Raw genomic sequence first — 24,427 nt, 5'->3', positions numbered from 1 at the left:
TTCTTGATCAAAATCTAAAAATAATTCAACTTATTTTACCAGATTATGATTAACTGAATTACTTATTTTTGCCGAGCCATATTTTTAAGTAAAACATTATTATATAAATACAAAATTGCCAATTTAAGGGCAAGCTTGCTTACTATTTATTATTTGAAATAAAGGCTTGATATGCCGCATTTTCTGAGGTCTGCTCAACTTGAAAAAGACTGAAGTCCGGCAAATCCTGGTGAAATAAACTTTCGTCAGCATTGATATTATGTGTGACGGTAGCGTTACCGATGAGCTCAATCCAATAATGATTTTCTTGCTGGTGTACTCTAGTTTGAACGAAGCCGCCTGGATTGGAAACGGTGAGTAAGTGATTAAAACCTTTTTCCTGCTGGTGCGTTAGTGCAAATACCAAACTGGCGGCCGACATTCCCGTGCCACAAGCATTAGTAAAACCAACCCCACGCTCAAAAGTACGGACAAAGAGGTGCCGTGAATCAATCACTTGGGCAAAGCTGACATTCACGCCATCGGGAAAATATGGATTCGGTTGATTGAGCTTGGTGCCGAGTTTTTCTAATAAGGAACTGGCTAAAACTTCCGCAGAAACAATGCTGATTAAATGCGGGTTGGGGACAGCCACAGCAGTAAACTTTAGGCCCGGGGCAAAAGCGGGTACTTCTTGATTAATGAGCTTACTGCAATTCAACTGTGCAAAAGGTAGATCCTGCTTGGCAAAGCTGACGGGGCTGATTTCAACACTAATCGCTTTGACGCTCTCTGCCCAGTCGGGTTCAACACTCACCTTGAGATCCGCTTGCTGGGTCTCAACTTTAAACGAATTTTGGTGATATTTTTCGGCTAAATAGCGCCCAACGGTCCTAAGACCATTACCGCACATGGAGGCAATCGACCCATCTGCGTTAATAACCTGCATTTTTCCAAGAACATTTTGGTGGCTTGATGAACTGACTACCAAAAGACCATCTGCTCCACCCAATAGGCCCGTTTTGGCATTGGTCAATTGCTTTGCCAGCCGAACTAATTCTGCTTGTGAAAGTGTCTGCTTTAACTGTGTTTGATCGAGTAAGAAAAAAGTGTTCTGCGAACCATGAACTTTTTGCATGTAAACCATTTGTTTGAACTCCCTTGAAAATTATTTGAAAAATTGGTGGTAAATCTGGGTAACGGCGGCAGCCGCATCCTCTTTTTTAGTTCCCAGCATTATTGAAATACGGGAAGCCCCTTGATTAATCATATGAATTGCAACGTGCCTTTGGGCCAGTGGGGTAGTGATGTTTTGCATGGCACCGATTTTGTTACGCATGCCTTCGCCGACAACCATGATGATGGCATAATCATCAATCCATTCTAATTGATCAGGCTGGAGAACTCGCTTAATCTCGGCACACATTTGTTGGCGCAGTTTTTCAGTAAACTGGCGTTTGTCAAAAATAACGGTTAAGTCGTCAATTCCAGATGGCATATGCTCATATGAGATATTAAACTGGTAAAATATTTTTAGTAGTTTTAACGTAAAACCAGTTTCTTTATTAAGTAAATATCGATGTAAGTATAAAGCGGCAAAGTGATTGGAACTTGCGACACCGGTAATAATATTTTTGGGATGAAAATTCTTTTCGGGAACAATTAGCGTACCCGGAAGCTCAGGGTGGTTAGTATTTTTCACGTTGATATATACCTGACCTTGAATCGCCGGAATTAGTGCCTCATCATGGAAAACCGAAAACCCGGCATAAGATAATTCCCGTAATTCTCGGTAGGTCATGATTTTGATTGGGTGCGGCTTGGTCACAATTCTTGGATCAGCAGCATAAATGGCATTAACATCAGTAAAATTCTCGTACAAGTCGGCAGCAGTTCCTCGGGCCCAAATTGCGCCGGTGATATCTGAACCACCCCGTGAAAAGGTTGCAATGCTGCCAGTTGGGGTAACACCGTAAAATCCCGGAACAACAAGAATTTCAGGTATGTCGCGCCAGCGAGAGAGATTTTGGTAGGTTTCTTCCAGAACTTGAGCATCATTAGCGACATTGCTGACTAAAAAGCCGGCTTCTTGGGGATCGAGAAAGCGCGCCGGAAAATTTTTTTGTTGTAAAAGAAGGGCTAGCAGCTGAGCGTTGAGCTTTTCACCGTGGGCTTTAAATGCAGCCATGAGAAAATCATTGTCTGGATACGAAATTGTGGGTAAGTCGCACAATTCCTGGTGTAAAGGTGCAATTGTGTCCGGACTTAAGTCAAAAAATTGTGCAATTTCGCTATATCTGGCCCAAATTTGTTGAACGATTACGGCACAGTCTTGGTGCTTGATCGTTTTTTTAGCATAGTCAATTAATAAGTCAGTCACCTTGGTATCCTGCTCAAATCTTTTTCCTGGTGCTGAAGTAACAATTACTTTTCTGGTTGGATCAGCATTTATAATATTAAGCACTTTTTGAAATTGTTCTCCGTTTGCCAGAGAACTACCACCAAATTTAACAACTTTCATTCTCGATCACCTGCTTGATTAAATTATTTTAAGTTTGATAGTAACGCATTTTAACATTTTAATTTTAATCTGCAACCGAAAAGGCGATTTAGCGCGTATTTAAATTAGGCAAGTGAATTATTTATGAAAAAATGTTGACATCGGCTATGATTAATAATAAGATTTTTATTAATCGAAGAGGTCGCGACCAACAAGAGTAGCTGGTGGAGTTTCTGCAAAAACTAAGAAACCAGTGAAAGGGGCGGTTGCCGAAGCGTTAATTATTGCGGTAATTAATTGGCTGGGACGTAATTTAAGAGATTACGGACTGTCGCAAGTTAATAATTTGCGGAGCGCTCGTCAAAATTGAACCAGATAATAATTAATTTTAATTTTTGAAGGACTCTTTTGTATGCTAAGCGCACACAAAAGAGTCCTTTTTTATTCAAGAAAACGGAGGGTTACCAGATGCCAGCAGATGATTATTACGAGACTAATGATCAAGGACACTTAACGATCGGTGGGGTTGATGCACTAGATTTAGCCCGTGAATACGGCACGCCGCTTGTAGTTTACGATGTTACTCAAATTCGGCAACAGTTTCGGGCTTTGCAGCAAGCCTTTACCAAACAGCACATCGATTATGCAATCAGTTACGCTAGCAAAGCTTTTGCCACCATTGCGATGTATCAGGTGGTCAATCAAGAACACGGCCATATTGATGTCGTTTCAGGCGGTGAATTGTTTACCGCCCTTAAAGCTGGCTTTCCAAGTAGCAAAATCAGTTTTCACGGAAATAACAAAACTAGGGCAGAACTTTTAATGGCGGTGCAAAATCATGTTGGCGTAATTATTCTGGATAACTTTCATGAAATTAAACTTCTTGAGGAAGTTCTTGCTGATACTAAAAGTCATATTCAGGTCATGTTAAGAATTACCCCCGGCGTTACGGCACATACTCATGAATATGATCAGACCGGTCAAGAAGACAGTAAGTTTGGCTTTGACGTCAAATCTGGGCAAGCCGAGCAGGCTTTTTTACAAGTACAGGCTAGTGAACAGATGACTTTAATTGGCCTTCATGCACATATTGGTTCCCAAATTTTAGAAACGACTGGCTTTAAGCTTGAAGTTAAAAAACTGATGCTACTTGTCCGTGAATGGGCCAAAAAATATGATTATCAGCCCCAAATCTTAAATCTTGGGGGCGGCTTTGGTATTCGTTATACCGCCCAAGACCAAGTATTGGCTTTAGGAACTTTTGTTGAACAGATTGTGACAACTCTTCGCCAGTTAGCTGAAGAATATCAACTGAAAGTTCCAGCTGTTTGGGTTGAACCTGGTCGCTCAATCGTCGGTAGCGCGGGCTACAGTTTGTATACGATTGGCGCACGTAAAGATGTTCCCGGATTAATGCCCTATGTAGCAGTAGATGGCGGTATGGGTGACAATATTAGGCCGGCTCTTTACCAAGCTGATTATGAAGCACTTCTTGCCCGTGATCCCGCTGCTCAACCTAGCGAAACAGTCCACTTGGCTGGGCGCTATTGTGAATCAGGGGACTTGTTAATCAAAAAACTGCCGCTGCCAGCGACCAAAGCAGGTGATGTAATTGCAATGCTAGCAACTGGTGCTTATGGTTACAGCATGGCATCGAACTATAACCGGGTGCCTCGGCCAGCTGTTGTGTTTGCAGAAAATGGTCACGCACAAGAAGTTGTTACACGTGAAACCAATGAAGATTTAGTCAGTCATGATCGTTTTTATCAAGAATAGTGAGGAATTCAAATGAAAAATATGTCAGCGACAGAAATAATTGATTTTATTGCCAATGCACCCAAGAAAACGCCAGTTAAGGTTTATGTAAAAGGTGACCTGGCAAAATTAGACTGGCCAGTAGAAGTAAGACCCTTTGTAAATGATCATGTTGGGGTGGTTTTCGGTGACTGGGCGGATTTAGTACCATTTTTAAGAACCAATGCGGCTAAGATCAATGATTATCAAGTAGAAAATTGTAGCCGCAATTCAGCCGTTCCCTTATTGGATTTAAAAAATGTTTCGGCCCGGATCGAACCTGGTGCGTTGATTCGCCAACAAGTAAGTATTGGTGCTAATGCAGTAATTATGATGGGAGCAGTAATCAATATTGGCGCGGAAATCGGTGAAAATGCCATGATCGACATGAATGCTGTCCTTGGTGGGCGCGCAATTATTGGTGCCAATACTCATGTTGGTGCGGGCGCGGTTATTGCTGGCGTGGTTGAACCGGCTTCTGCTAAACCGGTTAGAATCGGCCAAAACGTTTTAGTTGGCGCCAATGCCGTTGTCTTAGAAGGAGTTCAAGTTGGTGATAACGCAGTTATTGCTGCCGGAGCAGTTGTTACTGCTGATGTGCCAGCAAATGCGGTAGTAGCCGGTGTCCCAGCTAAAATTATTAAGCAGCGGGATGAAAAAACCACAAGTAAGACCAAGATTGAACAAGATTTAAGAAAGCTGTAAGCCAATGCTAACAAATGAGCAATTAATCCAAATCCGCCGTGATTTACATCAAATACCGGAATTAGCCCTAGAAGAAAAACAAACGCAAAAGTACTTGTTACAAGTTATCCACCAATTTCGGCAAGACTATTTGGAAATTAAGACTGTGTCTGAATTGCCAACTGCTATTTTAGTCAGAGTCAAGGGAAGCAATCCCACTAAAACCATTGGCTATCGCGCTGACATTGACGGCTTACCGGTAACAGAAAAAACGGGGTTGCCTTTTTCTTCAAAACATGATGGTCAAATGCATGCCTGTGGGCATGACATCCATATGACCGTAGCCCTGGGTGTTCTTAACTATTTTAGTGAGCACCAGCCAAAAGATAATTTGCTGTTCTTTTTTCAACCAGCAGAAGAGAGCAAAAATGGGGGCAAACTTGCTTACGAGCAAGGGGTCTTCACTGGTCAGTGGCGTCCTGATGAATTTTTTGCACTTCATGTTACCCCTGACTTGCCTACTGGAACAATTGGCTGCCGCAATGGCACTTTATTTGCCGGAGCAGCAGAAGTTAACATCGATTTATACGGGCAAGATGGGCATGCAGCTTATCCTCAACGGGCAAATGACATGGTTGTGGCTGCGGCAGCTCTAATTGAGCAAGTGCAAACCGTTATTTCCCGCAGCATTGATCCAATTGCTGGTGGGGTAATCACGATTGGCAAGATCCAGGCGGGGACGATTAGAAACGCAATCGCTGGACATGCACGTTTAGAAGGAACAATTCGTGGATTAACGCAAACGATGATTGAACGCATTGAACAACGTTTACGTGAAGTAACTACCGGTATAGGTCAAAGTTTTCAAGCAAAAGTTAAATTGGAGATTAATCAGGGTGGCTATTGGCCAGTTGAAAATGATCCGGAGATAACTGCTCAGTTGATTACCTATTTAAAAAACGATTCTGCTGTTAATTATCAAGAAACGGAGCCAGCAATGACGGGAGAAGATTTCGGCTATTTACTAGCTAAAATTCCGGGCAGCATGTTTTGGCTAGGCGTGCAGGATGATTCACAGCTTCATTCGGCAACTTTTAGTCCGCAAGAAGAAGCTATTAAAGTCGGAATTGATGCAATTGTCGGTTTCTTTAAGCAACACATGTAACTCTATTGAAAGGAAGAACAAGATGACGGATTTTACGCAAGCAGACTTAATGACAGCAATCATTACGCCATTTAATGAACAAGGTGAGGTTGATTATCCTGGCTTAGAAGAATTAACCGAGCATTTGCTCAAAACGGGCAGCCGGGGATTTGTCATTGGCGGCACAACTGGTGAGACAGCCACAATGACCCATGATGAAAAAATTCAGCTTTACACCAAATTTGCACAGATAGTTAATAACCGTGTACCAGTCATCGCCGGCACGGGTAGCAATAACACGGCACAAACCGCGGAATTTACTGCAGAGGTCAGTCAAATTCCTGGAATTGATTTAGCTTTAGTGGTTGCACCTTATTACAACAAGCCTAACCAGCGTGGCATTAAGGCCCATTTTGAGGCTGTAGCCAAAAAGGCGCAAATTCCGCTAATGATTTATAACATTCCCGGCAGAACAGGAATTACGATTGCAAAAGAAACAATTGTGGAATTAGCACAAAATCCGCAAATTGCCGGTGTCAAGCAATGCACGGAACTGGAAGATTTAGAGTATATTATCGAGCACACTGCAGATGACTTTTTAATTTATACGGGTGAGGACGTGCAGGCTTTAGCTGCCAAGATGCTTGGAGCACATGGCGTAATTTCAGTTGCCTCCCACATTTACGGCCAAGTTATGCGGCAAATGTATGATGAATTAGCTCGGGGCAATATTGCTCGCGCCGGTAAGCTGCAACGACAATTAGTGCCTAAAATGCAGGCTTTATTTATGTATCCGTCACCGTCACCGGTAAAAGCGGTCTTGAATGCACAAGGATTAGCTGCCGGGGGATGCCGGTTGCCAATCGTTACTTTAAATAAGGAAGAAAAACAACAGTTAGCCTGTCATCTAGGCTTAAATGAAACGGCTTTGTTTAACCGCTTGCCTAAAGAATTAGGAGTGAATTAATCATGAAAAAAATTTTACTTGCTGGTGCAACAGGTTCAATGGGAAAAAAGGTTGCCCACTTAATTGCGCAACTACCTGACTGTGAATTAGTTGGCGTTTTGGCACCAGATGCAACGACTAGTGGTGAAGTGAGTGCTTCGGTAGCTCGCTTTACGCAACTAGCAGATATTAATCTTAGTGCGGATGTTTGGATTGACTTTACTACTCCAAGTGCCGTTTACGCTAATACGAAGTTTGCCTTGGAGCATCATATGCGCCCAATCATTGGTACTAGCGGATTAAGTGATGAACAAATAAAACAATTACAAGAAATTGCGCGTAAACAAAAAATGGGTGGAATTATTGTTCCTAACTTTGGACTATCGGCCGTTTTATTAATGAAATTTGCTCAAGAAGCAGCTCAGTATTTTCCGGATGCAGAAGTTATTGAGATGCATCATGCCGATAAACTTGACGCACCATCCGGTACGGCAAGCGCCACTGCTAAATTAATTGCCCAAAGCCGCAAAAAGCAGCCCCAAGCTGATAGCTGCGACGATAATCCAGCGCGTGGTGCCAATTGTGCTGGCGTTCCCGTTCATGCGGTTCGCTTACCGGGCTATGTTGCTCATGAACAAGTTTTATTTGGTGGACCAGGCGAAGCCCTGACCATTAGGCAAGATTCTTTTGACCGCTCCTCGTTCATGCAAGGAGTAAAAGTAGCATTAGCTAAAATCATGGATCTGGATGAATTAATTGTTGGTTTAGATAAAATCTTATAAAGAAAAGGAGTAATTAAAATGCCTCATTTAGCTGCTGATTTAACTGCAATAACTGCCACGCCCTTGGCCGAAATACCACCTTCAGGGATTCGTGCGTTTGCCCAAAAAGTTGATGATATTCCGGGTTTAATTAAATTAACTTTAGGAGAACCAGATTTAAATACACCTGAACACGTTAAACAAGCAGCTGTTCAAAGCATTTTAGATAATGATTCCCATTATTCGGCCCAAAAGGGTACTCCAAAATTGCGTCGAGCAATAAGCGCCTATTTAAAACGCAAACAAAATTTGTCTTATGATCCCGAAACTGAAGTCATTGTTACGGTTGGTGCGACAGAAGCGATTGCTTGCGCGATGCTGGCGTTGTTTCAGCCAGGGGATGAAATTATTGTGCCGACCCCATCTTATGCCTTATATTTTCCGCTAATTCAATTTACTAAAGCAAAATTGGTGCCAATTAATACCGCTAAAACCGATTTCGTTCTGACGCCGGAAGCCTTGAAAGACACATTACGGCAGCATCCTCATGCCAAAGCAATTTTGCTCAATTATCCGACCAATCCTACCGGTCGCGAATGTTCTAGCAGCGTTTTGGCTCAGCTGGCCCCGATTATTGCAGAAAATCACTTATATGTAATTTCTGATGAGATTTATGGTGAACTGACTTATGGCATTAAGCATACTTCCATTGCCCGTTATTTGCCCGACCGTACCCTCTTAATTAATGGCTTATCTAAGTCACACGCGATGACAGGCTACCGCATCGGCTATATTGCGGGTCCGGCTAATTTGATCAGTCCAATTGCTAAAATGCATGCTTTTTTAGTGACAGCTCCGTCTAATCCGGCCCAGGCAGCGGCTGCAGAAGCGCTAGAACATGGCGATTATGATCCAGCACAGGCGCGCCCAATTTATCAAAAAAGGCGTGACTACCTGGTTAAAGCTCTTAATGATTTGGGCTTAAAGACGATGACCAGCGAGGGGGCATTTTATGTTTTTACCCAAATTCCGGCTGAATACGGGACAGACGATGAAAAATTTGCACTTGACTTAGCGCGGCAAGCTAAAGTCGGCGGTACCCCCGGCAGTGCATTTGGTCCCGGAGGAGAGGGACATGTCCGCTTTTCTTATGCTGCTAGTGATGCAGACTTACATGAGGCCGTAAACAGAATTAAGAATTTTTTAGTAACAAAGGATGATAACAAATGAGAGAATACGTCGTTGCAATACTAGGAGCAACCGGTGCGGTTGGTCAGCGTTTAATTAGTGAGCTTGAACAGGCGAATATTCCGGTTAAACAAGTTAAACTACTGGCTTCAAAGCGTTCCGCCGGGAAAAAATTGCAGTTCAAGGGACGTGAAATCACCGTCGAAGAGGCTACGCCTGAATCATTTACCGGGGTTGATTTGGTTTTATCTTCAGCCGGTGGTGCAGTTTCTCAAAAATTATTGCCAGAAGCGGTTAAGCGCGGTGCGGTTTGCGTCGATAATACAAGTGCATTCAGGATGGACGATGACGTACCACTAATTATTCCTGGAGTAAACGATGAGCAATTAGCCCATCATCATGGCATCATTGCCAATCCCAATTGTTCAACTATTCAAATGGTAGCTGCGTTGTATCCTATTTTTCAGCGTTTTGGCTTAAGCCAGATAATTGTTTCAACTTATCAGGCGGTGTCCGGTGCTGGAAAAGCTGCTTGGGATGAAATGCTGCAGCAGGCTCAAGACTTATTGAATGGGCAACAGCCCCAAGCCCAAATTTTGCCAACCGGGGCTGATCGCAAGCACTATCCTTTGGCCTTTAATTTGCTACCCCAGATTGATGTCTTTGAAAATGACGGTTACACTCACGAAGAATGGAAAATGATTCATGAAACCAAGAAAATTTTGTTTAATGACCAGGACTCCAGTCAAATTAAAGTTACCGCAACTTGTGTCAGGGTTCCGGTTGAAATTGGTCATGGTGAAACTGTCTATTTTGTTGTGAAAGATCATGCTGCAAGCGTTAAGGCAATTCAGCAAATAATTACGCAAACAGCGGGCTTAGTTTTACAAGATGACCCGTCAAAGCAGCTTTATCCGCAGCCACTACAAGCAGCGGGCAAGCGTGAAACCTTTGTGGGTCGAATCCGTGCCGATGAAGAAAACGCCGGAGCGTTCCACATGTGGGTAGTGGCCGATAACTTGTTACGTGGTGCTGCCAGCAACACGGTTGAAATTGCTGAGTGCTTGGTGCGCGATAATTTGGTTCGGGTGCCCCAAGATTAATAATTCTGGTTAAACCAAAAATTGGGTAATTAAAAACGGTGAGAATTTTTTCTCGCCGTTTTTTATTGTGTATTGTGCGTAAAAAATCCCTTAATCAATCCATTTGGCCTTTTCTGTTAGTTCCGCATTTTTAAGGGTGTGAAAAACTGGTTTAAAATAAGCCTTTTTTTCGTAACCCTTTCGGTAGGCGATACCGTTCTCAAATGCCAATTTATAATCTAGCAAAATAAAATTGAGATTTTCGTTAACCTTATCGTAAAGAATGCTAGGGATGATTCCCACACAGCGGTTACTTGCACAAAGAATTTCTAAAACAACCTCATCGCTGATACTCTTAAAGTTAAATTCGGGATATTTCAGTGACAGTTCAAACTTAAAGTGATTGATTAAAGGGAGGGGTGGAACCGAATTCCAAATATAAACGTTTTGCTTAAAAAGATCTTTAATACTAATCGCCCTTTTTTGGCTTAAAAGATTTTTCTTTGACGTAATAACGGATAAGCCCGTGGCAAATACCGGCTTAAAAGTTATTTCTTTTTTATCAATAAAAAAGTCTTTTTGGTATAAGACGAAGTCATACTTACCCTGAATTAATGCGGTTGAAATTCCGTTACCGTCATTAGGATCGAAAATTTCCAGGTTAATTCTTGGCTGCAGTTTTTCATCTAGATTTTGAATAAATTGGGATAAAAACTCAATTTCAAATAATGAACCAGTAAAAGCAATGGTAATTGGCTCTAAAGCTTTTAAATTGCTGTTTTTAATATCAGTTACGGTATCATCAATGTCTTGGTAGATCCTTTTTGCCTTGACGTAAAAAAATTCACCACTTGTGGTTAGTTCAATTCCGCGGCGACCTGGCTTAATCAACTTGGTTCCTAGGAATGTTTCTAATTTATGAATATTCTTAGAAACGGTTGAAGGAGAAACAAACATCTGATTAGCCGTTTGGGTAATATTTTTTGTTCGAACAAGCGATAAAAAATACTTTATTTGGTTAGTATTCATTTTAATTACCAAAAGTTATGTATGAGCTTTGCCAATTTGGCAAAGCTGATTTCTTTAATGTCTGCTGAAAGTGCTTAACTCAATGCTACCATAAATTTGAATAAAGCAAAAAAGGAGCAGAGTTGATGAAGAAAAAGCAAAAAATTTATCCGTGGTTGATGATTGTCACAACTGGCTTGTTGTGTGGGGTTGTCGCCGGTGTTTTTACCCAAGTAATGGGACTCTTTTTGACGCCATTAGCCAATTCAATTGGTGGCGGCAAATTAGGGTCAGTTTCTTATTACTACACGGTCTTAATCCTAGCAATGGCGATTGGGACTACGCTTGTTGGCAAGTTTATCCACCAAGTTAATGTTTCACTGATCTTGATAGGGGCTATTATCGTATCAGCAGCAGCGACTTGGTTATTTTCAACAGCAACAAATGTCATTGCGTTCTATCTTTTAGCTGCAATTGTTGGTATTTGTTGCGGGTTTAGTGGTTATGTTGTTCAAGGTGTAGTGATTAATAATTGGTTTGTGAAGAAAAAGAACTTTGCCTTTACTGCAGGTGCCTTTTTTAACACCATCTTTTTAGCAATTATTACCCCAGTTTCCTCACAGATAATCCAGGCAAATGGCTGGCGCAGAGCATTTATTATTTTGGCCATTATTATGCTAGTTATTGGCTTACCATGTGCCTTTTTAACCAAGGTAGAACCAGCTAAGATTGGCCTTTTGCCTTATGGAGTGTCTTCGCAAGCTGAACTAACTAATTCTGCTGAAGGTGATGGTGCAGAAAAGAGCAATAATTCAGGCACGAGTAAAGTGATTTTTTCACTTTCCTTTGTCCTAGTTTTAATTTTCTTTTGTTTTAATGAATTTGCGGGCAACATTACCTCACTTTGGCCGTCATTTGCGGAAGCAGTCGGTTTCGGTGCAGGAACTGGCGGCGCAATCGCAACAATTATTACCGTTGCGGATCTTATTTTGACACCTTTATTTGGTATAACGACTGATCGCTTTGGCGGCAGAAAAGCATTACCTTGGTGGCTGTTTTTAGCAATTTTAGCCCCCGTTTTGATGATCGTTGCTAATCAAGCTAGATTAGCGTCATTAGCACTTGTTGCAGCCGTGCCGGCAGATGCTATTTCGGTTGTGATGGGTTCGGGTGAACAAGTTTTTGCCAAAGACATATTAGGTAAAAATTTTGATGCGGGTTATTCGTATGCTAGCTCGCTAACTTACGTGGTCAGTGCTTTTGCCACACCGGTTTTGAGCAATATCGCCGATGCGACCCATAACTGGAATATCGTTGTTGGCATCGTCGCAATTTGTGAAGTAGTTGTGTTATTGGCCGTTATTATTGGCGAAAACCGGGCTAGCCGTTTAACAAAGTAGGAGAAGAAAATGAAAGTAAATGAATATGATGTGATCGTTATTGGAGCAAGTAATTCTGGCGGGATGGCCGCGTGTGCAGCTGCCGAAAAAGGTGCCAAAGTCTTAGTGATTGATAAGATGAAAAGTACCCACTATTTATACCGCTTGTCGCTTGCTGCTGTTGGGACTAAGGCCCAGAAAAAAGCTGGAATTGACATTGATAAGTACCAGTTAATTAACTATTTATGTGCTTTTGCGCAGGATAATGTTGATCAAAAGCTTTTGTGGACCTGGGTTAATAATAGTGCCGCTACGGTTGACTGGCTTGAAGATAATGTTCTAAAACCTCATGGTGCACATCTTTATGCGCAAAAAGATGCACATTACCAAACTTTAATTAACACGGCCTTTCCAACTGAACATGATGTTACTAATAAGCAGCATGAAGATATTTTTTACGGAAATTGGGTCATTGAAAAAGCCCAAGAATTAGGTGCAGATTTTTTGTGGCAAACTAAGCTTGAACATTTAATTACGGAAAACGGTGTGGTTACCGGACTAATTGCTAAGAAGATGGCAACTTCAGAAGTGCTTGAATTAAGGGCTAAAAAAGGCGTAATCATTTGTACGGGTGGATATGGCTCAAACGAAGCTTTAATGCAAAAATGGAATCCATTAGGCTTAAAGAAAAATGTTTATTCTGATAGTCCGCGTGATGATGGTTCGGGTCAGCTTGCGGCAGTAGAAATTGGTGCTTGGCGCGATGAAGAACCTGCTGAAATTATTTTTGACCGGGGAGCTGTACCGGTTGGCACTAATACAAATGATTATTATGTGAAATCATGGGAAGATGTTGGTTACTTTTGGCTAGGCAGTTATCCGCTGTTAAAACTAAACTTAAATGGTGAACGTGTTGGTAATGAAAGTGCGCCCTATGAATTTGACATGAATCGGGCCACTAAGCAACCAGGCTACTTGCAAGTAGCTCTGTGGGATGATGCAACGATGAATAATTTAAAACAGTTTCATACCTTAGGTTGTGCTCGACTTAATTGGCCCGGTTTTTATAATACTGACGAGAATAAAGAAGAAATTAATAACCGGGTAAAAGAAGGCTTTATTCAAAAAGCTAACTCAATTGCAGAATTAGCGCAAAAACTGCATTTGCCAGTTGAAAATGTGCAAAATAGTGTTGCCAGTTATAATCAAATGTGCGAGCAAGGCCAAGATACCCAATTTGGTAAAGAAGATTTCAGACTGGTGCCAATTAAGACTGGTGCTTATTATGGTGCTATCTATGGCGGACGCTTATTGGCTACTTTGGATGGTCTTAGAATTAACACTAAAATGCAAGTCTTGAATACACAGGGACAGGTCATTCCGCATCTATATGCGGCAGGTAATGCTAGTGGGGGCTTTTTCTGGGGCTCATATCCGGATCATGTGCCTGGTTTAACGGCTAGTCATGCTCAGACATTTGGCAGACTAGCTGGTCAGCAGGCGGCTAACTAAATGCATTATTTTTATTAATAGTTAAAAAGCAAGCAGAAAAGAAATCTTCGGTGCTTGCTTTTTTGTGTTCAAGTGATTTTGCTGCTTTGTGCAGCACTGCCGAATTGATAGAATAGCCGAGCTTGGACAACTTAATTCTGCTTGAACCGTTTACATAAAATCGCTAACATAGTCATAAAGTTATGTGATGAGGGAATTGGCATGAGTGTAAAAGAAAAATTACTGTCGTTAATTGAGCAAGATAGCCAAGAAAAGGATCATTATCTGTCAACCCAAGAATTGGCTGATAAATTAGCGCTTAAACGCAATACGGTCAGTCATTATTTAAACGAGCTGGTCAAAGAAAACAAGCTAATTAAAGTTAATACACGTCCGGCGATTTTTCTTGCTAAAAAGAAGGCGGAACAAGAAGCAGGCCGTGAACTGGCTAGCGAATATGATAGTTTGGCTACTTTGCAGCACTTAAAAGGCGAAGATGTTTTTGCAACCGTTATTGGTAATGATAAATCGCTGTACAGCCAGATAAAAAAGCTCAAAGCTGCTGCTTCGTATCCTGGTAGTTTGCCAGTTTTAATTAATGGTCAGACTGGGACGGGTAAAAGCTATCTGGCAAAAAAATACTTTGATTATTGTGTGGCAGAAAACTATCTTGCACCTGATAGTAAATTCATCAGTTTCAATTGTGCTGAATATGCCGATAATCCGGAACTGTTGACTAGTACTTTATTTGGCTATGTTAAAGGCGCTTTTACCGGAGCTGAGCAAGATCACGCGGGGTTATTCGATCAAGCAGATGGTGGGATGCTTTTTTTGGATGAAGTTCATCGACTCGATGCCAAGGGGCAGGAAAAGCTGTTTTCTTACCTTGATACTGGCATGATTTCTCCATTGGGCGCTGCTGGTAAAAATAAAAAGGTTAATGTCCGCCTAGTCTGCGCAACAACCGAAGAAATTAAAAGCAGTTTTTTGGTAACTTTTATTCGGCGAATGCCGGTTCAAATTACCATGCCGCCGCTAAAAAAGCGAACTACTAGCGAAATTCGGGCCCTAATCATCTATTTTTATATTGAGCATGCCAAAAAGATTAATAAAGCCATTAGCATTAACAGTCAGGCGTTTTTAGCACTCACGAGTGCCAGTTTTGCCAACAATATTGGCCAGTTAAAAAATGACGTGCTTCTTTCTGTCGCAAGTAGCTTAGAAAAAAATCCACAAGCGACACAAGTTAATATCAAACTTGCCGATTTACCACAGGAATTACTATTAGCCAATCTGGATGAAGGAGTAGTTTTACCCGCAAATAAAAGTGATTTGTTAATTAAGCCGGATAGTAAAGTCAGTTCCTTTTTGGGTAGTCCGCAACGGTTAAATTATATTCAAAAAACTATCCAAAAAATTTTTCTATTGTACCGCCAAGAAAAGTTTTCATCATTTAAGGCAAAAGCGATTGAGGCCATTAATTCTTTGTGTGACTATTTGATTTTTAAAAAAGATGATTTAAAAATTGGTGAATTGCCACTAGCCCTAATTAAAAAGACACTCGATCAAAAAGTCGGCTACTTGCAAAATGATCAAACAAATGAATTTAATGGCAATATTATTGTGGCAATCTCCTCCTATTTTTATTTTCGTCAAGAAAAATCTTGGCCTATTTCCGTTGCGGAAGGCAAGATGGCGGACGAGATTGTGGCTAAACTAAATGAAACTACTTACGTTAAGCCAGTCGTGCAGCTGATTTTGGATACGGTTAACAATCTTTTGAATCTTTATACTGATGAAGTTGACCGCCTGTTTTTGACGCTTTATCTTGAAAATATCCAACGCGAAAAAAGCACCGACATTGTTCACTGCATTCTCTTAGCGCATGGCTATTCAACTGCAAGCAGCATCGCAGATGCAGTTAATAAAATTATGGGCGAGCCTCTGCTTGACTCTTTTGATATGCCTATTGATATTGAACCAGCGGCTATTGCACAAAAGGTGGCTGACTACATCCGAGTGCGGCATGTCAATAATGGTTTAGTGCTGATGGCCGACATGGGCTCACTTGAAAAAATTCCCGAGTTACTAGAACTAGACATTAGCTTTCCAATTGTAATTTTTAATAATGTATCAACGCAGTTAGCACTGTTTGCGGCTGATTACTTAAAGAAGCGACGCCCAATTGAAGCAATGGCGCAGAATATGAACCAAAATATTCATAATGATTACCGGACGATTTTTCCCAAAATGATTAAACAAGACGTAATCATCGTTTGTTGCACGACAGGTGTAGGTACAGCAATTAAGATTAAAGACATGATCAAAGAAAGCTTACCGGCTAAGACTAAGGTAATGATTAAGGCGTATTCATATGATGCTTTAAAAATTGATGATCAGGAAGATGTGCTCAAGCGCAAGTATAATATTTTAACAATTATTGGCACCGCTAATCCTAATTATCAGAATATCCCCTTTATCTCGATTGACCAGCTGGTAAACGGCTCTAAGCTAAACGTTTTAAAAGAAGCTCTAAAAAATGACCTCACGAGCCAAGACCTGGATAATTTCAATGATGCCGTCTTAAAAAACTTTAGTATTGAACGGGTAATCAACTCGCTAACCATTTTGGATACTAAGGCGGTAATTAAAAATATTAGCCAGTGCGTTGGGCACCTAAATAATTATTTGACACCGCGCTTGCCAAACCAAATTGTTATGGCGCTATATGTCCATGTCAGTTGCATGATTGAACGAATTATTCGGAACCAATCACTTGAGAATAGCCCACGTAATTTTCACGATAGCCCAAAAAAGCGCCAGGGAATGGCGGTCATTCACAGCTCATTTGCTCCACTTGAGGAAATATACAACATTAAAATACCACTAACGGAAATTGCCTATATTTACGAATTAATTTTTAATTCGGGCAATAAAATTAAGCTTAGACAGTAGACTATTGCTATTTGCTTAGTGGCAAAAATGACAGTTGCAATTGTGGTAATTAATAAAAAATAGCTTGATAACACGCAGAAGTTATTCAATTGCTGTTTTTTGGACACTAACTTGGCATAAAAATTGCTAATAGGTAAGTGAAACAAGTAAAAAAGCTAGTTGCTTTTAAGGAGGAAGAAAAATGAGTGTTGTGTTAGCCAGAATTGACAACCGCTTACTACATGGAATTATTGTTACGCAGTGGGCACCAGAATCGGGCTCAAATCGAGTAATGGTCATCGATGATGCCACTGCAAATGACCCGATCAGCAAGGCAACAATGAAAATGGCTCGGCCAGCGGGTAATGCGATTTCGATTATTACGGAAGAAAAGGCCTTAACTAATTTTAAGAGCGGTAAATATGATCCAGAAAAACTCTTAGTTTTGGCAAAAGAACCAAAAACCTTTTTAGACTTAGTTAATAGTGGCGTAAAAATTACTAAGTTAATTATTGGTGGGACAACTGCACGTGAAAATGGCATTGAGTTATCCAAAAGAGCCTTTGCTGATAAGGATGAAGTTGCCGACTATGAAGCACTTTTAGATGCTGGAGTAGAACTAGTGTCGCAATATGTTCCGGCAGACAAAGAAGTTAATGTGACCAAAGAATTTTTAGAAAGTAGAGCGAGATAACTAAAATGCACTTTACAATATTACAAATTATTCTTTTAACACTTCTTGCATTCATTAAGCACGTTGATTATTACGGTATCCCAATGCTTTTTGTTAACTATCCAGTATTTTGGGGCCTTTTCACGGGCATTATCATGGGTGATATTCAGACCGGCTTACTAGTTGGTGGAACGGTTCAATTAATGTCATTGGGTGTTGCTGGCTTTGGTGGCTCATCAGTTCCAGATTATGGGACAACCGCAATTATTGCGACCGCATTTGGTGTGTCGATGGGTAAAAGTGCTGGGTTAGCAATTGGATTACCAGTTGGGATGCTGGGTGTCCAATTAGATGTCATTGTTAAAATCCTAAATGGCTTTGTTGCTAAAAAAGCTAAAAGCTATGCGGATGCGCATCAGTTTAAAAAAATGACCGCCGTAACTTGGCTTGGACCGTTGTTCTTTGGTTTATCGGCTGCCATTCCCGTTTTTATTGCAGTAACTTTAGGTCAATCGGCAGTAAACTTTATTTTACAGGTAATGCCCAAATGGTTTATGAGCGGTTTAACAATTGCCGGTGAAATGTTACCAGCAGTTGGAATTGCAATGCTGCTAAATTATATGCCTACGGGAAAACTGGTTAATTATTTGTTAATTGGCTTCTTCTTAGCCGCCTTTTTGAAAGTACCGATTATTGGTGCAGCAATTATTGGCTTTGCGGCTGCGTTTGCAACGTATAAGCAGGCTGAAAAAGAAGGACAAAATAGAGCAGCTGCTAGTGCAGTAAATACTGCTGGCATAGGAGAGGACGAATAAGATGACAAAGAAAAATGACCAGAAAATATACGGGCCAATCGTAACTAAAAAGGATCTGCACAAGGCAAATTACCGCTGGTTAATGAGTGTTGAAACCTTTAACTATGAAACTCAGCAAGGGGCCTCTGTTGCATATGCCTTGTCACCGATTTTACGAAAAATTTATCGTAACGATGACGACTACGTTGAAGCACTCGACAATCATTTTCAATACTATAATACCCAACCTTGGTTAGCCGCAATTGTTCTTGGTGCATGTGTTGCCATGGAGGAAAAGCAGGGACTGGCAGCAAAAAGTGCCATCAATGATTTTAAAGTGGGGACAATGGGTCCTTTAGCAGGAATTGGTGACTCACTTTTAATGACAATGATTCCGACTATCATGGGTTCGATTGCTGCTTACATGGCACTACAAAATAATCCGTTTGGCATTTTGCTTTGGGGAATTTTAATTGCAGTAATCTTTTTCTTACGGATGCATTGTTTTGAATTTGGTTATCGTCAAGGTTCAAAGATTATCACTGAATATGGCGATAAAATCAATTATTTAACGGAAGCAGCTTCAGTTTTGGGAATTACTGTGGTTGGCGCCCTAATTGGCTCGGTTATTTCCGTTACTTCACCATTAAAATTTCAGTTTGGCAAGGTTTCAATGCAGATTCAGCCGATGCTTGATAAAATTCTGCCGCAAATGATTCCTGCTTTATTAGTTTTATTGGCATACAAACTTTTAAAATCGAAAAAGCTAAGCATGACTTGGGTAATTCTATTATTCATTGTTATTGCAATGTTTGGTGCGGCTTTCGGGTTTTTGAAATAGGGAATGTTTATGAAAAAAATAATTGTAATCACTCATTATAAGTTGGCACGTGGCTACCAAGAAACGCTTGCCGGTCTGACGGGTGACCAAGAAATTGTGACATCTGTCTGTGCCTATATGCATAATGAGGGAACAGAGGAATTAAAAGCGCAAATAAGTGTTTTGCTTAATCCAGATGATGAGTTCTATTTATTAACGGACTTGGGCTTTGGCAGTGTGAATCAAGTTGTTAGCCAGTTTTTAGCAAATAATATTCACGTGATTACGGGCATCAATTTGCCCTTCACACTTGAATTAGCCTTGGCGGTTAAAAATAAGCAGCCAATTGATCTTGACCAAATGATTGCGGCTGCAAGACAGCAGCTTTTTCAAGTAACAATAACAGACACTAATGATGATAACGATGAATAGGTAAGCATAATGAGTACTTTAGATGACGTATTACATTTTAAAAATGAAAAAAGCAGGACAATTTCGGCTGAAAACAAAACTGGCGAGCCAGGAAGGGCTGCAATGGCCACGGGAAAATTGGGCCCGCAAAGAAAGGGTAGCGCTGATATTTCGCTTGACCAAGGCGAAACCGTTACTTTGGCCGATATTCAGGGCCCCGGTGAAATTAGGCACATGTGGTTTACCGTAACGGATAAAACGACTAAGGGTAGCTTTGTTTTACGGGATTTGGTTCTAAGAATGTACTGGGATAATGAAGAAAACCCGTCAGTTGAGGTTCCGCTGGGCGACTTCTTTTGTAATGGTTTTGCCAGTCGGTGCTTGGTTAATTCGGTACCAATTGTCGTCAATCCATTTGGAGGAATGAATTCCTACTTTAAAATGCCCTTTAATCACCATGCTAAAATCACAATCACTAACGAGCATCCTGGTTTTATCAAGCATTTCTTCTACACGATTAATTATGTTGAAAAGCCCCAGGAAGATCCTGAATTGTTATACTTTCATGCTTTCTGGAATCGGGAAGATCCGGTTAAAAAAGGGCGTGATTATACCTTGATTGATGGTGTTCAAGGCCAAGGTTATTATGTTGGTACTTACATGGCGATTTGTGCATTGCAAAGATATTGGTGGGGTGAAGGTGAGTTTAAATTTTACCTAGACGATGATGAGCAGTTCCCGACTGTTACCTCAACCGGCGCAGAGGATTATTTTGGTGGTGCGTGGGCCTTTCAAAAGCAGGAATACGGTCAATTGCCACAAACTTACACTTATTCTACGGCGTTTCAGGGCTATCCATTCCATGAAACGCAGGATCACACCCGTGACCTGTTCAGCGCTGGAAAACCCGATCCTAATTCTGTTCATGCTTGTGGCAATGATGGACTGCCCCAGCATGGCTTGTACCGCTGGCACTTGTCAGATCCCATCGCTTTTTCCAACCGGTTAAAAGTAACTTTTCAGGATATTGGCAATGATGATATTGGCTTATATGAGCGCTCAGATGATATTTCGACGGTTGCCTATTGGTACCAAACGGAGCCCCACAGCCCATTTCGGCCATTTTTAGCAAGAGCAGACAGACTGCCAAGATAAGGCATTGGTATAATAGAGCCCCGATTCTATGAATACGGTTTGATAGTTGTGTCAAAGATTTAAGATCTTAATTTAGTCATAATAAAAGCCCCGAAGTTGTTCTAACTTCGGGGCCTTATTATTTTTTAATGAATTGCTAGGCTAGTATCTGGTAACAATCTTTGGCAACTTAGTGTGAAATCAATTAAATATCACATGCAAAAATTAAAGAGCCAATAATCTGTAAGAGTAATTCCTACAAATTATTGGGTCTGCGTCTTCGCGTCTGGCTCTTTAATAACTGTAATAATTCCATGTTTTAGATTAATTAGATTTTCGTGTCTACACTTGGGACAGAATAGTGGAAACCTTAATAGCTCCGTATCTTCACGTACCTTAATTCGGGTCTTGCTATTGCAAGTAGGACATAATACCCATGATTGTTTTTCCATTAATAACTTACCTTTTTCATTAATTTATCTCACAGGAACACAAAATTCGCATAAGTGTGCTGAAACTTTTGAAGAAGCATACCGCTCAATTATTGGTTTAGTGTTATCTACTGGTAAATCACTCGTTAAATTTTGAATGTTTTCCCAAAAATGTGATACTCCCCCAACGGTATGAGCAACTTCAAAGATTGCGTAACGTCCGTCAGGAATCTTACGAGTAGGTAAATCAATCTTTTTTTCGCCATCGGTGATAATAATGCCTACATCATATCTTTGCTTTTCTGGTGGCGTTTGGATTGGATCATCCATTGCTATCCCAAGTATGGTGCTATTGTCTGTGAGTAAGTTATGCTCTTTTAAGTGCGCTTTGAAATCATCCATTAATTGATTATTTCCCGGGCCATAAGCACCCGTTCTCCGCATATATGCGATTTCAATATCCTTAAATTCTTCAATACCGCTAAATTTTTCTTTCATCAATGCTTTGAACCTCCTACATCAAAATATCTTATCAAGCTTTGACAAAACCAATCGTAAGGGCAATTAAAATGATTTTCAAGAAAAATTTTAAAATATATTATTGTTTGGTTATTGTTATGACATTCAAAGATCTGCTAGATTATGGCTCAAATAGTGATTTTTTAAGGTTTAATTATTAGCTAAAACAAAAAATCCCAGTGCTGCTACCTAACCGCACTGGGATATTCATTATTTTAACGGAAATAGTTAATTAATGCTATAACAAATTACTTATCTGGATAAAATAGCAATTATTTATCACCGCTCATAATGGTGTTTTTAACGATAACATAATCAACAAGCTTAATTGAACTAAGCGTTTTACCACCGGCATAAGAGATAGAAGATTGCAAGTCTTCCTGCATTTCGGTCAAAGTATCGGCAATTGAGCCCCGATATGGTACAAGCATTTGTTTACCCTCAACGTTGCGGTAGGCTCCTTTTTGAACTTCAGATGCGGAGCCCCAATATTGCTTGTAGGTTTTACCGTCAATCTTAATAACGTTACCTGGGGATTCTTCGTGGCCAGCTAGCATTGAACCAATCATGACCATTGTTGCACCAAAGCGAACAGATTTTGCTATATCGCCGTTATAACGGATACCGCCATCAGCGATTAGTGGCTTGCTGGCAACTTTACTGCACATTCTAAGAGCAGCTAGCTGCCAGCCACCAGTACCAAAACCGGTTTTAAGTTTCGTAATACATGCACGTCCAGGACCAACACCAACTTTGGTAGCATCAGCACCAGCGTTTTCTAGTTCACGAACAGCTTCTGGGGTGGCAATGTTTCCCGCGGTTAAGAAAGTATCTGGTAATTTTTCTTTAATGTATTTAATCATGTCAATGACATAGACGGAATGGCCGTGTGCAACATCAATCGTAATGTATTCGGGAACGATTTTTTCAGCTGCTAATTGATCAATAAAGTTATATTCGTCCTTTTTAATACCGACAGAAATTGAAGCAAAAAGGCCTTTTTCATGCATCATTTTGATGAAATCGAGCCGCTTTTCAGGTTGAAAGCGGTGCATTACATAGTAATAGCCGTTTTGCGCAAGCCAAATAGCCAACTCGTCATTAATGACGCTCTCCATGTTAGCTGGAACAACCGGGATTTTAAATGTTCGGTTTCCAAACTTAACACTAGTATCCGCATCATGACGGCTTTTGATGATTCCTTTGTTAGGAACAAGTTGAATATCATCGTAATCAAAGGCTTCTACACTAAAATAATTACTCATAAGTAAATCGGCTCCTATTTAAATATCTCTTTTCCAAACCAAGTTACTATAATCAAAAAGCATATTTTTGTCAATATAAAAATCGAACTATCTAAAATAGATTAGTCGGAATAATTCGCATTTAAATTTGACTATGATAGCTTAAATTGCTAGACTATTTACGTGATATTTGTAGATTTTTAATGAGGTGAAGGAAAATGACAGCAGTTACAGTTGTTGGTAGCCAATGGGGCGACGAAGGAAAAGGTAAAATAACCGATTTTTTGAGTAAGGAAGCAGCTTACTCCGTTCGTTCCAACGGTGGTAATAATGCTGGGCACACAATTGAAATCGATAATCAAACTTTTAAGATGCGCTTAATTCCATCCGGTATTTTCGCATCTGCTAAAGGAGCAGTTATCGGTAATGGTGTAGTAATTAACCCAGAGGTTTTATTAGGTGAACTCGAAAACCTTGAAAAAAATGGGATTGATACCAGCAAATTACGAATTTCCAACCGTGCTCATGTCATCATGCCTTATCATATTAAGCAAGACGAGTATCAAGAAGAAGCAAAAGGTGCAAATAAAATTGGCACAACCAAAAATGGTATTGGACCAACTTACATGGATAAGGCTTCAAGAATTGGTATCAGAGTTTGTGATTTACTTGAAAAAGATACATTTGCAGAAAAATTACGCGCTAATTTAGCTGCTAAAAACGAATTATTTACTAAAATTTATGGTAAGCCTGAACTTGATTATGACGAAATCTTCAACAAGTACTATGAATACGGCCAAAAAATGAAAAAATACGTAACTGATACTTCTGTATTAGTTAATGATGCGTTAGATAACGATGAAAAAGTATTGTTTGAAGGTGCACAGGGAATTATGCTCGACTTAGATGAAGGAACATACCCATTTGTAACTTCATCAAATACAATTTCAGGTGGAATTGCCAGCGGAATTGGGATTGGCGCTAACCGACTAAACACTGTAATCGGTGTTTGCAAGGCTTACACTACTCGTGTTGGTGCTGGTCCATTCCCAACAGAACTTCTTGATGAGACTGGCGACCGCATCCGTGAAACTGCTCATGAATACGGCACAGTTACCGGTCGACCACGTCGGGTTGGCTGGTTTGACTCCGTTGCATTGCGTCATGCTAAACGAGTTGCTGGCATTAACGGCTTAAGCCTGAACTTGCTTGATATCTTCAGTGGTTTTGACACGATTAAGATTGCGACCGCATATGAACTAGATGGCCAAGAAATCGATTACTATCCAGCCAGTCTAAAAGAATTGGAGCGCTGCAAGCCGGTTTACGAAGAATTACCTGCATGGCAAGAAGATATTACTAATGCCAAAACCTGGGAAGATTTGCCTGAAAATGCGCAAAAATTCTTAAACCGTGTTGCTGAGTTAGTTGGCGTTCCGCTGGTAACCGTTTCGGTTGGACCAGAACGTGAACAAACAATTGTTTTACGTAATCCTTGGGAAATGTAATTG

At 40.6% G+C, this 24,427-nt stretch carries 22 protein-coding genes and 1 riboswitch; of the genes, 16 read left to right on the top strand and 6 right to left on the bottom strand.

What is annotated here, in order from left to right:
* Window positions 1-142 precede the first annotated feature (142 nt).
* Together dapF and GYM71_RS09910 are read right to left on the bottom strand one after the other, a co-directional pair.
* Window positions 143-1,126 (bottom strand): diaminopimelate epimerase, encoded by a 984-nt coding sequence (gene dapF, locus GYM71_RS09915; protein ID WP_220220356.1) that lies wholly within the window; start codon window positions 1,124-1,126, stop codon window positions 143-145.
* Window positions 1,127-1,147: 21 nt separating this feature from the next.
* The gene (locus GYM71_RS09910; protein WP_220220355.1) at window positions 1,148-2,500 is read right to left on the bottom strand and encodes an aspartate kinase; all 1,353 of its coding nucleotides are present in this window, start codon (window positions 2,498-2,500) and stop codon (window positions 1,148-1,150) included.
* Between the two features lie 167 nt (window positions 2,501-2,667).
* Window positions 2,668-2,845, top strand: a riboswitch (Lysine riboswitch).
* A gap of 102 nt (window positions 2,846-2,947) precedes the next feature.
* On the opposite strand from GYM71_RS09910, the gene lysA reads away from it, so the two are divergent.
* From lysA to GYM71_RS09875, 7 genes are read left to right on the top strand one after another with little or no spacing between them, the layout of a single operon-like run.
* On the top strand, window positions 2,948-4,255 hold the full coding sequence (gene lysA / locus GYM71_RS09905; protein ID WP_220220354.1) for a diaminopimelate decarboxylase: 1,308 nt from the start codon (window positions 2,948-2,950) through the stop codon (window positions 4,253-4,255).
* Window positions 4,256-4,267: 12 nt separating this feature from the next.
* Entirely contained in the window at window positions 4,268-4,978 is a 711-nt protein-coding gene (dapD, locus tag GYM71_RS09900; RefSeq protein ID WP_103752563.1) for a 2,3,4,5-tetrahydropyridine-2,6-dicarboxylate N-acetyltransferase, read from the top strand.
* A gap of 4 nt (window positions 4,979-4,982) precedes the next feature.
* Window positions 4,983-6,122, top strand: a complete 1,140-nt coding sequence (locus tag GYM71_RS09895; RefSeq protein ID WP_220220353.1) for an N-acetyldiaminopimelate deacetylase — start codon at window positions 4,983-4,985, stop codon at window positions 6,120-6,122.
* Window positions 6,123-6,144: 22 nt separating this feature from the next.
* Window positions 6,145-7,068 (top strand): 4-hydroxy-tetrahydrodipicolinate synthase, encoded by a 924-nt coding sequence (dapA, locus tag GYM71_RS09890; RefSeq protein WP_244986823.1) that lies wholly within the window; start codon window positions 6,145-6,147, stop codon window positions 7,066-7,068.
* Window positions 7,068-7,829: a 4-hydroxy-tetrahydrodipicolinate reductase gene (gene dapB, locus GYM71_RS09885; protein WP_220221222.1), complete on the top strand. Its 762-nt coding sequence runs from the start codon at window positions 7,068-7,070 to the stop codon at window positions 7,827-7,829. The genes dapA and dapB overlap by 1 nt, the downstream gene beginning before the upstream one ends.
* A gap of 18 nt (window positions 7,830-7,847) precedes the next feature.
* Window positions 7,848-9,038: an aminotransferase class I/II-fold pyridoxal phosphate-dependent enzyme gene (locus tag GYM71_RS09880; RefSeq protein ID WP_220220352.1), complete on the top strand. Its 1,191-nt coding sequence runs from the start codon at window positions 7,848-7,850 to the stop codon at window positions 9,036-9,038.
* Window positions 9,035-10,099 carry an aspartate-semialdehyde dehydrogenase gene (locus GYM71_RS09875; protein WP_220220351.1) on the top strand — a complete coding sequence of 355 codons (1,065 nt, stop codon included), beginning with the start codon at window positions 9,035-9,037 and terminating at the stop codon, window positions 10,097-10,099. The genes GYM71_RS09880 and GYM71_RS09875 overlap by 4 nt, the downstream gene beginning before the upstream one ends.
* Before the next feature lie 90 nt (window positions 10,100-10,189).
* Here GYM71_RS09875 and GYM71_RS09870 read toward each other — a convergent pair whose 3' ends face one another.
* The gene (locus GYM71_RS09870) at window positions 10,190-11,107 is read right to left on the bottom strand and encodes a LysR family transcriptional regulator (protein ID WP_220220350.1); all 918 of its coding nucleotides are present in this window, start codon (window positions 11,105-11,107) and stop codon (window positions 10,190-10,192) included.
* 125 nt (window positions 11,108-11,232) lie between these two features.
* Between GYM71_RS09870 and GYM71_RS09865 the strand changes: the two genes are divergently transcribed.
* The 8 genes from GYM71_RS09865 to GYM71_RS09830 all read left to right on the top strand — a co-directional run bounded on the left by GYM71_RS09865 (window position 11,233) and on the right by GYM71_RS09830 (window position 20,743).
* A complete protein-coding gene (locus GYM71_RS09865) occupies window positions 11,233-12,486 on the top strand; it encodes an MFS transporter (protein ID WP_220220349.1) in 1,254 nt (417 codons plus the stop codon).
* Window positions 12,487-12,495: 9 nt separating this feature from the next.
* Complete coding sequence (locus GYM71_RS09860) at window positions 12,496-13,977, top strand: FAD-dependent oxidoreductase (RefSeq protein ID WP_220220348.1); 1,482 nt, start codon at window positions 12,496-12,498, stop codon at window positions 13,975-13,977.
* A gap of 201 nt (window positions 13,978-14,178) precedes the next feature.
* Entirely contained in the window at window positions 14,179-16,911 is a 2,733-nt protein-coding gene (locus tag GYM71_RS09855; protein WP_220220347.1) for a sigma 54-interacting transcriptional regulator, read from the top strand.
* Between the two features lie 181 nt (window positions 16,912-17,092).
* The gene (locus tag GYM71_RS09850) at window positions 17,093-17,584 is read left to right on the top strand and encodes a PTS sugar transporter subunit IIB (RefSeq protein ID WP_220220346.1); all 492 of its coding nucleotides are present in this window, start codon (window positions 17,093-17,095) and stop codon (window positions 17,582-17,584) included.
* A gap of 5 nt (window positions 17,585-17,589) precedes the next feature.
* On the top strand, window positions 17,590-18,378 hold the full coding sequence (locus GYM71_RS09845; protein ID WP_220220345.1) for a PTS mannose/fructose/sorbose/N-acetylgalactosamine transporter subunit IIC: 789 nt from the start codon (window positions 17,590-17,592) through the stop codon (window positions 18,376-18,378).
* 1 nt (window position 18,379) lies between these two features.
* Window positions 18,380-19,198: a PTS system mannose/fructose/sorbose family transporter subunit IID gene (locus GYM71_RS09840; protein ID WP_220220344.1), complete on the top strand. Its 819-nt coding sequence runs from the start codon at window positions 18,380-18,382 to the stop codon at window positions 19,196-19,198.
* Window positions 19,199-19,207: 9 nt separating this feature from the next.
* The gene (locus GYM71_RS09835) at window positions 19,208-19,609 is read left to right on the top strand and encodes a PTS sugar transporter subunit IIA (RefSeq protein ID WP_220220343.1); all 402 of its coding nucleotides are present in this window, start codon (window positions 19,208-19,210) and stop codon (window positions 19,607-19,609) included.
* Window positions 19,610-19,618: 9 nt separating this feature from the next.
* A complete protein-coding gene (locus tag GYM71_RS09830; protein ID WP_220220342.1) occupies window positions 19,619-20,743 on the top strand; it encodes a glycoside hydrolase family 172 protein in 1,125 nt (374 codons plus the stop codon).
* 242 nt (window positions 20,744-20,985) lie between these two features.
* On the opposite strand, the gene GYM71_RS09825 is transcribed toward GYM71_RS09830, so the two are convergent.
* From GYM71_RS09825 to GYM71_RS09815, 3 genes are all read right to left on the bottom strand, one after another.
* On the bottom strand, window positions 20,986-21,174 hold the full coding sequence (locus tag GYM71_RS09825; protein WP_220220341.1) for a cysteine-rich KTR domain-containing protein: 189 nt from the start codon (window positions 21,172-21,174) through the stop codon (window positions 20,986-20,988).
* A 24-nt stretch (window positions 21,175-21,198) separates the two neighbouring features.
* Window positions 21,199-21,651 carry an AraC family transcriptional regulator gene (locus tag GYM71_RS09820; protein ID WP_220221221.1) on the bottom strand — a complete coding sequence of 151 codons (453 nt, stop codon included), beginning with the start codon at window positions 21,649-21,651 and terminating at the stop codon, window positions 21,199-21,201.
* A 293-nt stretch (window positions 21,652-21,944) separates the two neighbouring features.
* On the bottom strand, window positions 21,945-22,937 hold the full coding sequence (locus tag GYM71_RS09815) for a GMP reductase (protein WP_103752556.1): 993 nt from the start codon (window positions 22,935-22,937) through the stop codon (window positions 21,945-21,947).
* Window positions 22,938-23,134: 197 nt separating this feature from the next.
* Here GYM71_RS09815 and GYM71_RS09810 point away from each other — a divergent pair, with 197 nt between their 5' ends.
* Window positions 23,135-24,424 carry an adenylosuccinate synthase gene (locus GYM71_RS09810; RefSeq protein WP_220220340.1) on the top strand — a complete coding sequence of 430 codons (1,290 nt, stop codon included), beginning with the start codon at window positions 23,135-23,137 and terminating at the stop codon, window positions 24,422-24,424.
* Window positions 24,425-24,427: the final 3 nt, after the last annotated feature.

This window comes from Lactobacillus panisapium, assembly GCF_019469265.1.
Lineage (GTDB): Bacteria > Bacillota > Bacilli > Lactobacillales > Lactobacillaceae > Lactobacillus > Lactobacillus panisapium.
This window is presented reverse-complemented; position numbering and strand designations above follow the sequence as displayed.

Coding starts and splice junctions, on each gene's coding strand:
- GYM71_RS09810 (WP_220220340.1), top strand. CDS start 23,135: ATGACAGCAGTTACAGTTGTTGGTAGCCAATGGGGCGACGAAGGAAAA.
- GYM71_RS09880 (WP_220220352.1), top strand. CDS start 7,848: ATGCCTCATTTAGCTGCTGATTTAACTGCAATAACTGCCACGCCCTTG.
- GYM71_RS09865 (WP_220220349.1), top strand. CDS start 11,233: ATGAAGAAAAAGCAAAAAATTTATCCGTGGTTGATGATTGTCACAACT.
- GYM71_RS09875 (WP_220220351.1), top strand. CDS start 9,035: ATGAGAGAATACGTCGTTGCAATACTAGGAGCAACCGGTGCGGTTGGT.
- GYM71_RS09910 (WP_220220355.1), bottom strand. CDS start 2,500: ATGAAAGTTGTTAAATTTGGTGGTAGTTCTCTGGCAAACGGAGAACAA.
- GYM71_RS09835 (WP_220220343.1), top strand. CDS start 19,208: ATGAAAAAAATAATTGTAATCACTCATTATAAGTTGGCACGTGGCTAC.
- dapF (WP_220220356.1), bottom strand. CDS start 1,126: ATGGTTTACATGCAAAAAGTTCATGGTTCGCAGAACACTTTTTTCTTA.
- lysA (WP_220220354.1), top strand. CDS start 2,948: ATGCCAGCAGATGATTATTACGAGACTAATGATCAAGGACACTTAACG.
- GYM71_RS09845 (WP_220220345.1), top strand. CDS start 17,590: ATGCACTTTACAATATTACAAATTATTCTTTTAACACTTCTTGCATTC.
- GYM71_RS09850 (WP_220220346.1), top strand. CDS start 17,093: ATGAGTGTTGTGTTAGCCAGAATTGACAACCGCTTACTACATGGAATT.
- GYM71_RS09830 (WP_220220342.1), top strand. CDS start 19,619: ATGAGTACTTTAGATGACGTATTACATTTTAAAAATGAAAAAAGCAGG.
- dapA (WP_244986823.1), top strand. CDS start 6,145: ATGACGGATTTTACGCAAGCAGACTTAATGACAGCAATCATTACGCCA.
- GYM71_RS09860 (WP_220220348.1), top strand. CDS start 12,496: ATGAAAGTAAATGAATATGATGTGATCGTTATTGGAGCAAGTAATTCT.
- GYM71_RS09820 (WP_220221221.1), bottom strand. CDS start 21,651: ATGAAAGAAAAATTTAGCGGTATTGAAGAATTTAAGGATATTGAAATC.
- GYM71_RS09855 (WP_220220347.1), top strand. CDS start 14,179: ATGAGTGTAAAAGAAAAATTACTGTCGTTAATTGAGCAAGATAGCCAA.
- GYM71_RS09895 (WP_220220353.1), top strand. CDS start 4,983: ATGCTAACAAATGAGCAATTAATCCAAATCCGCCGTGATTTACATCAA.
- GYM71_RS09815 (WP_103752556.1), bottom strand. CDS start 22,937: ATGAGTAATTATTTTAGTGTAGAAGCCTTTGATTACGATGATATTCAA.
- GYM71_RS09870 (WP_220220350.1), bottom strand. CDS start 11,107: ATGAATACTAACCAAATAAAGTATTTTTTATCGCTTGTTCGAACAAAA.
- dapD (WP_103752563.1), top strand. CDS start 4,268: ATGAAAAATATGTCAGCGACAGAAATAATTGATTTTATTGCCAATGCA.
- GYM71_RS09825 (WP_220220341.1), bottom strand. CDS start 21,174: ATGGAAAAACAATCATGGGTATTATGTCCTACTTGCAATAGCAAGACC.
- GYM71_RS09840 (WP_220220344.1), top strand. CDS start 18,380: ATGACAAAGAAAAATGACCAGAAAATATACGGGCCAATCGTAACTAAA.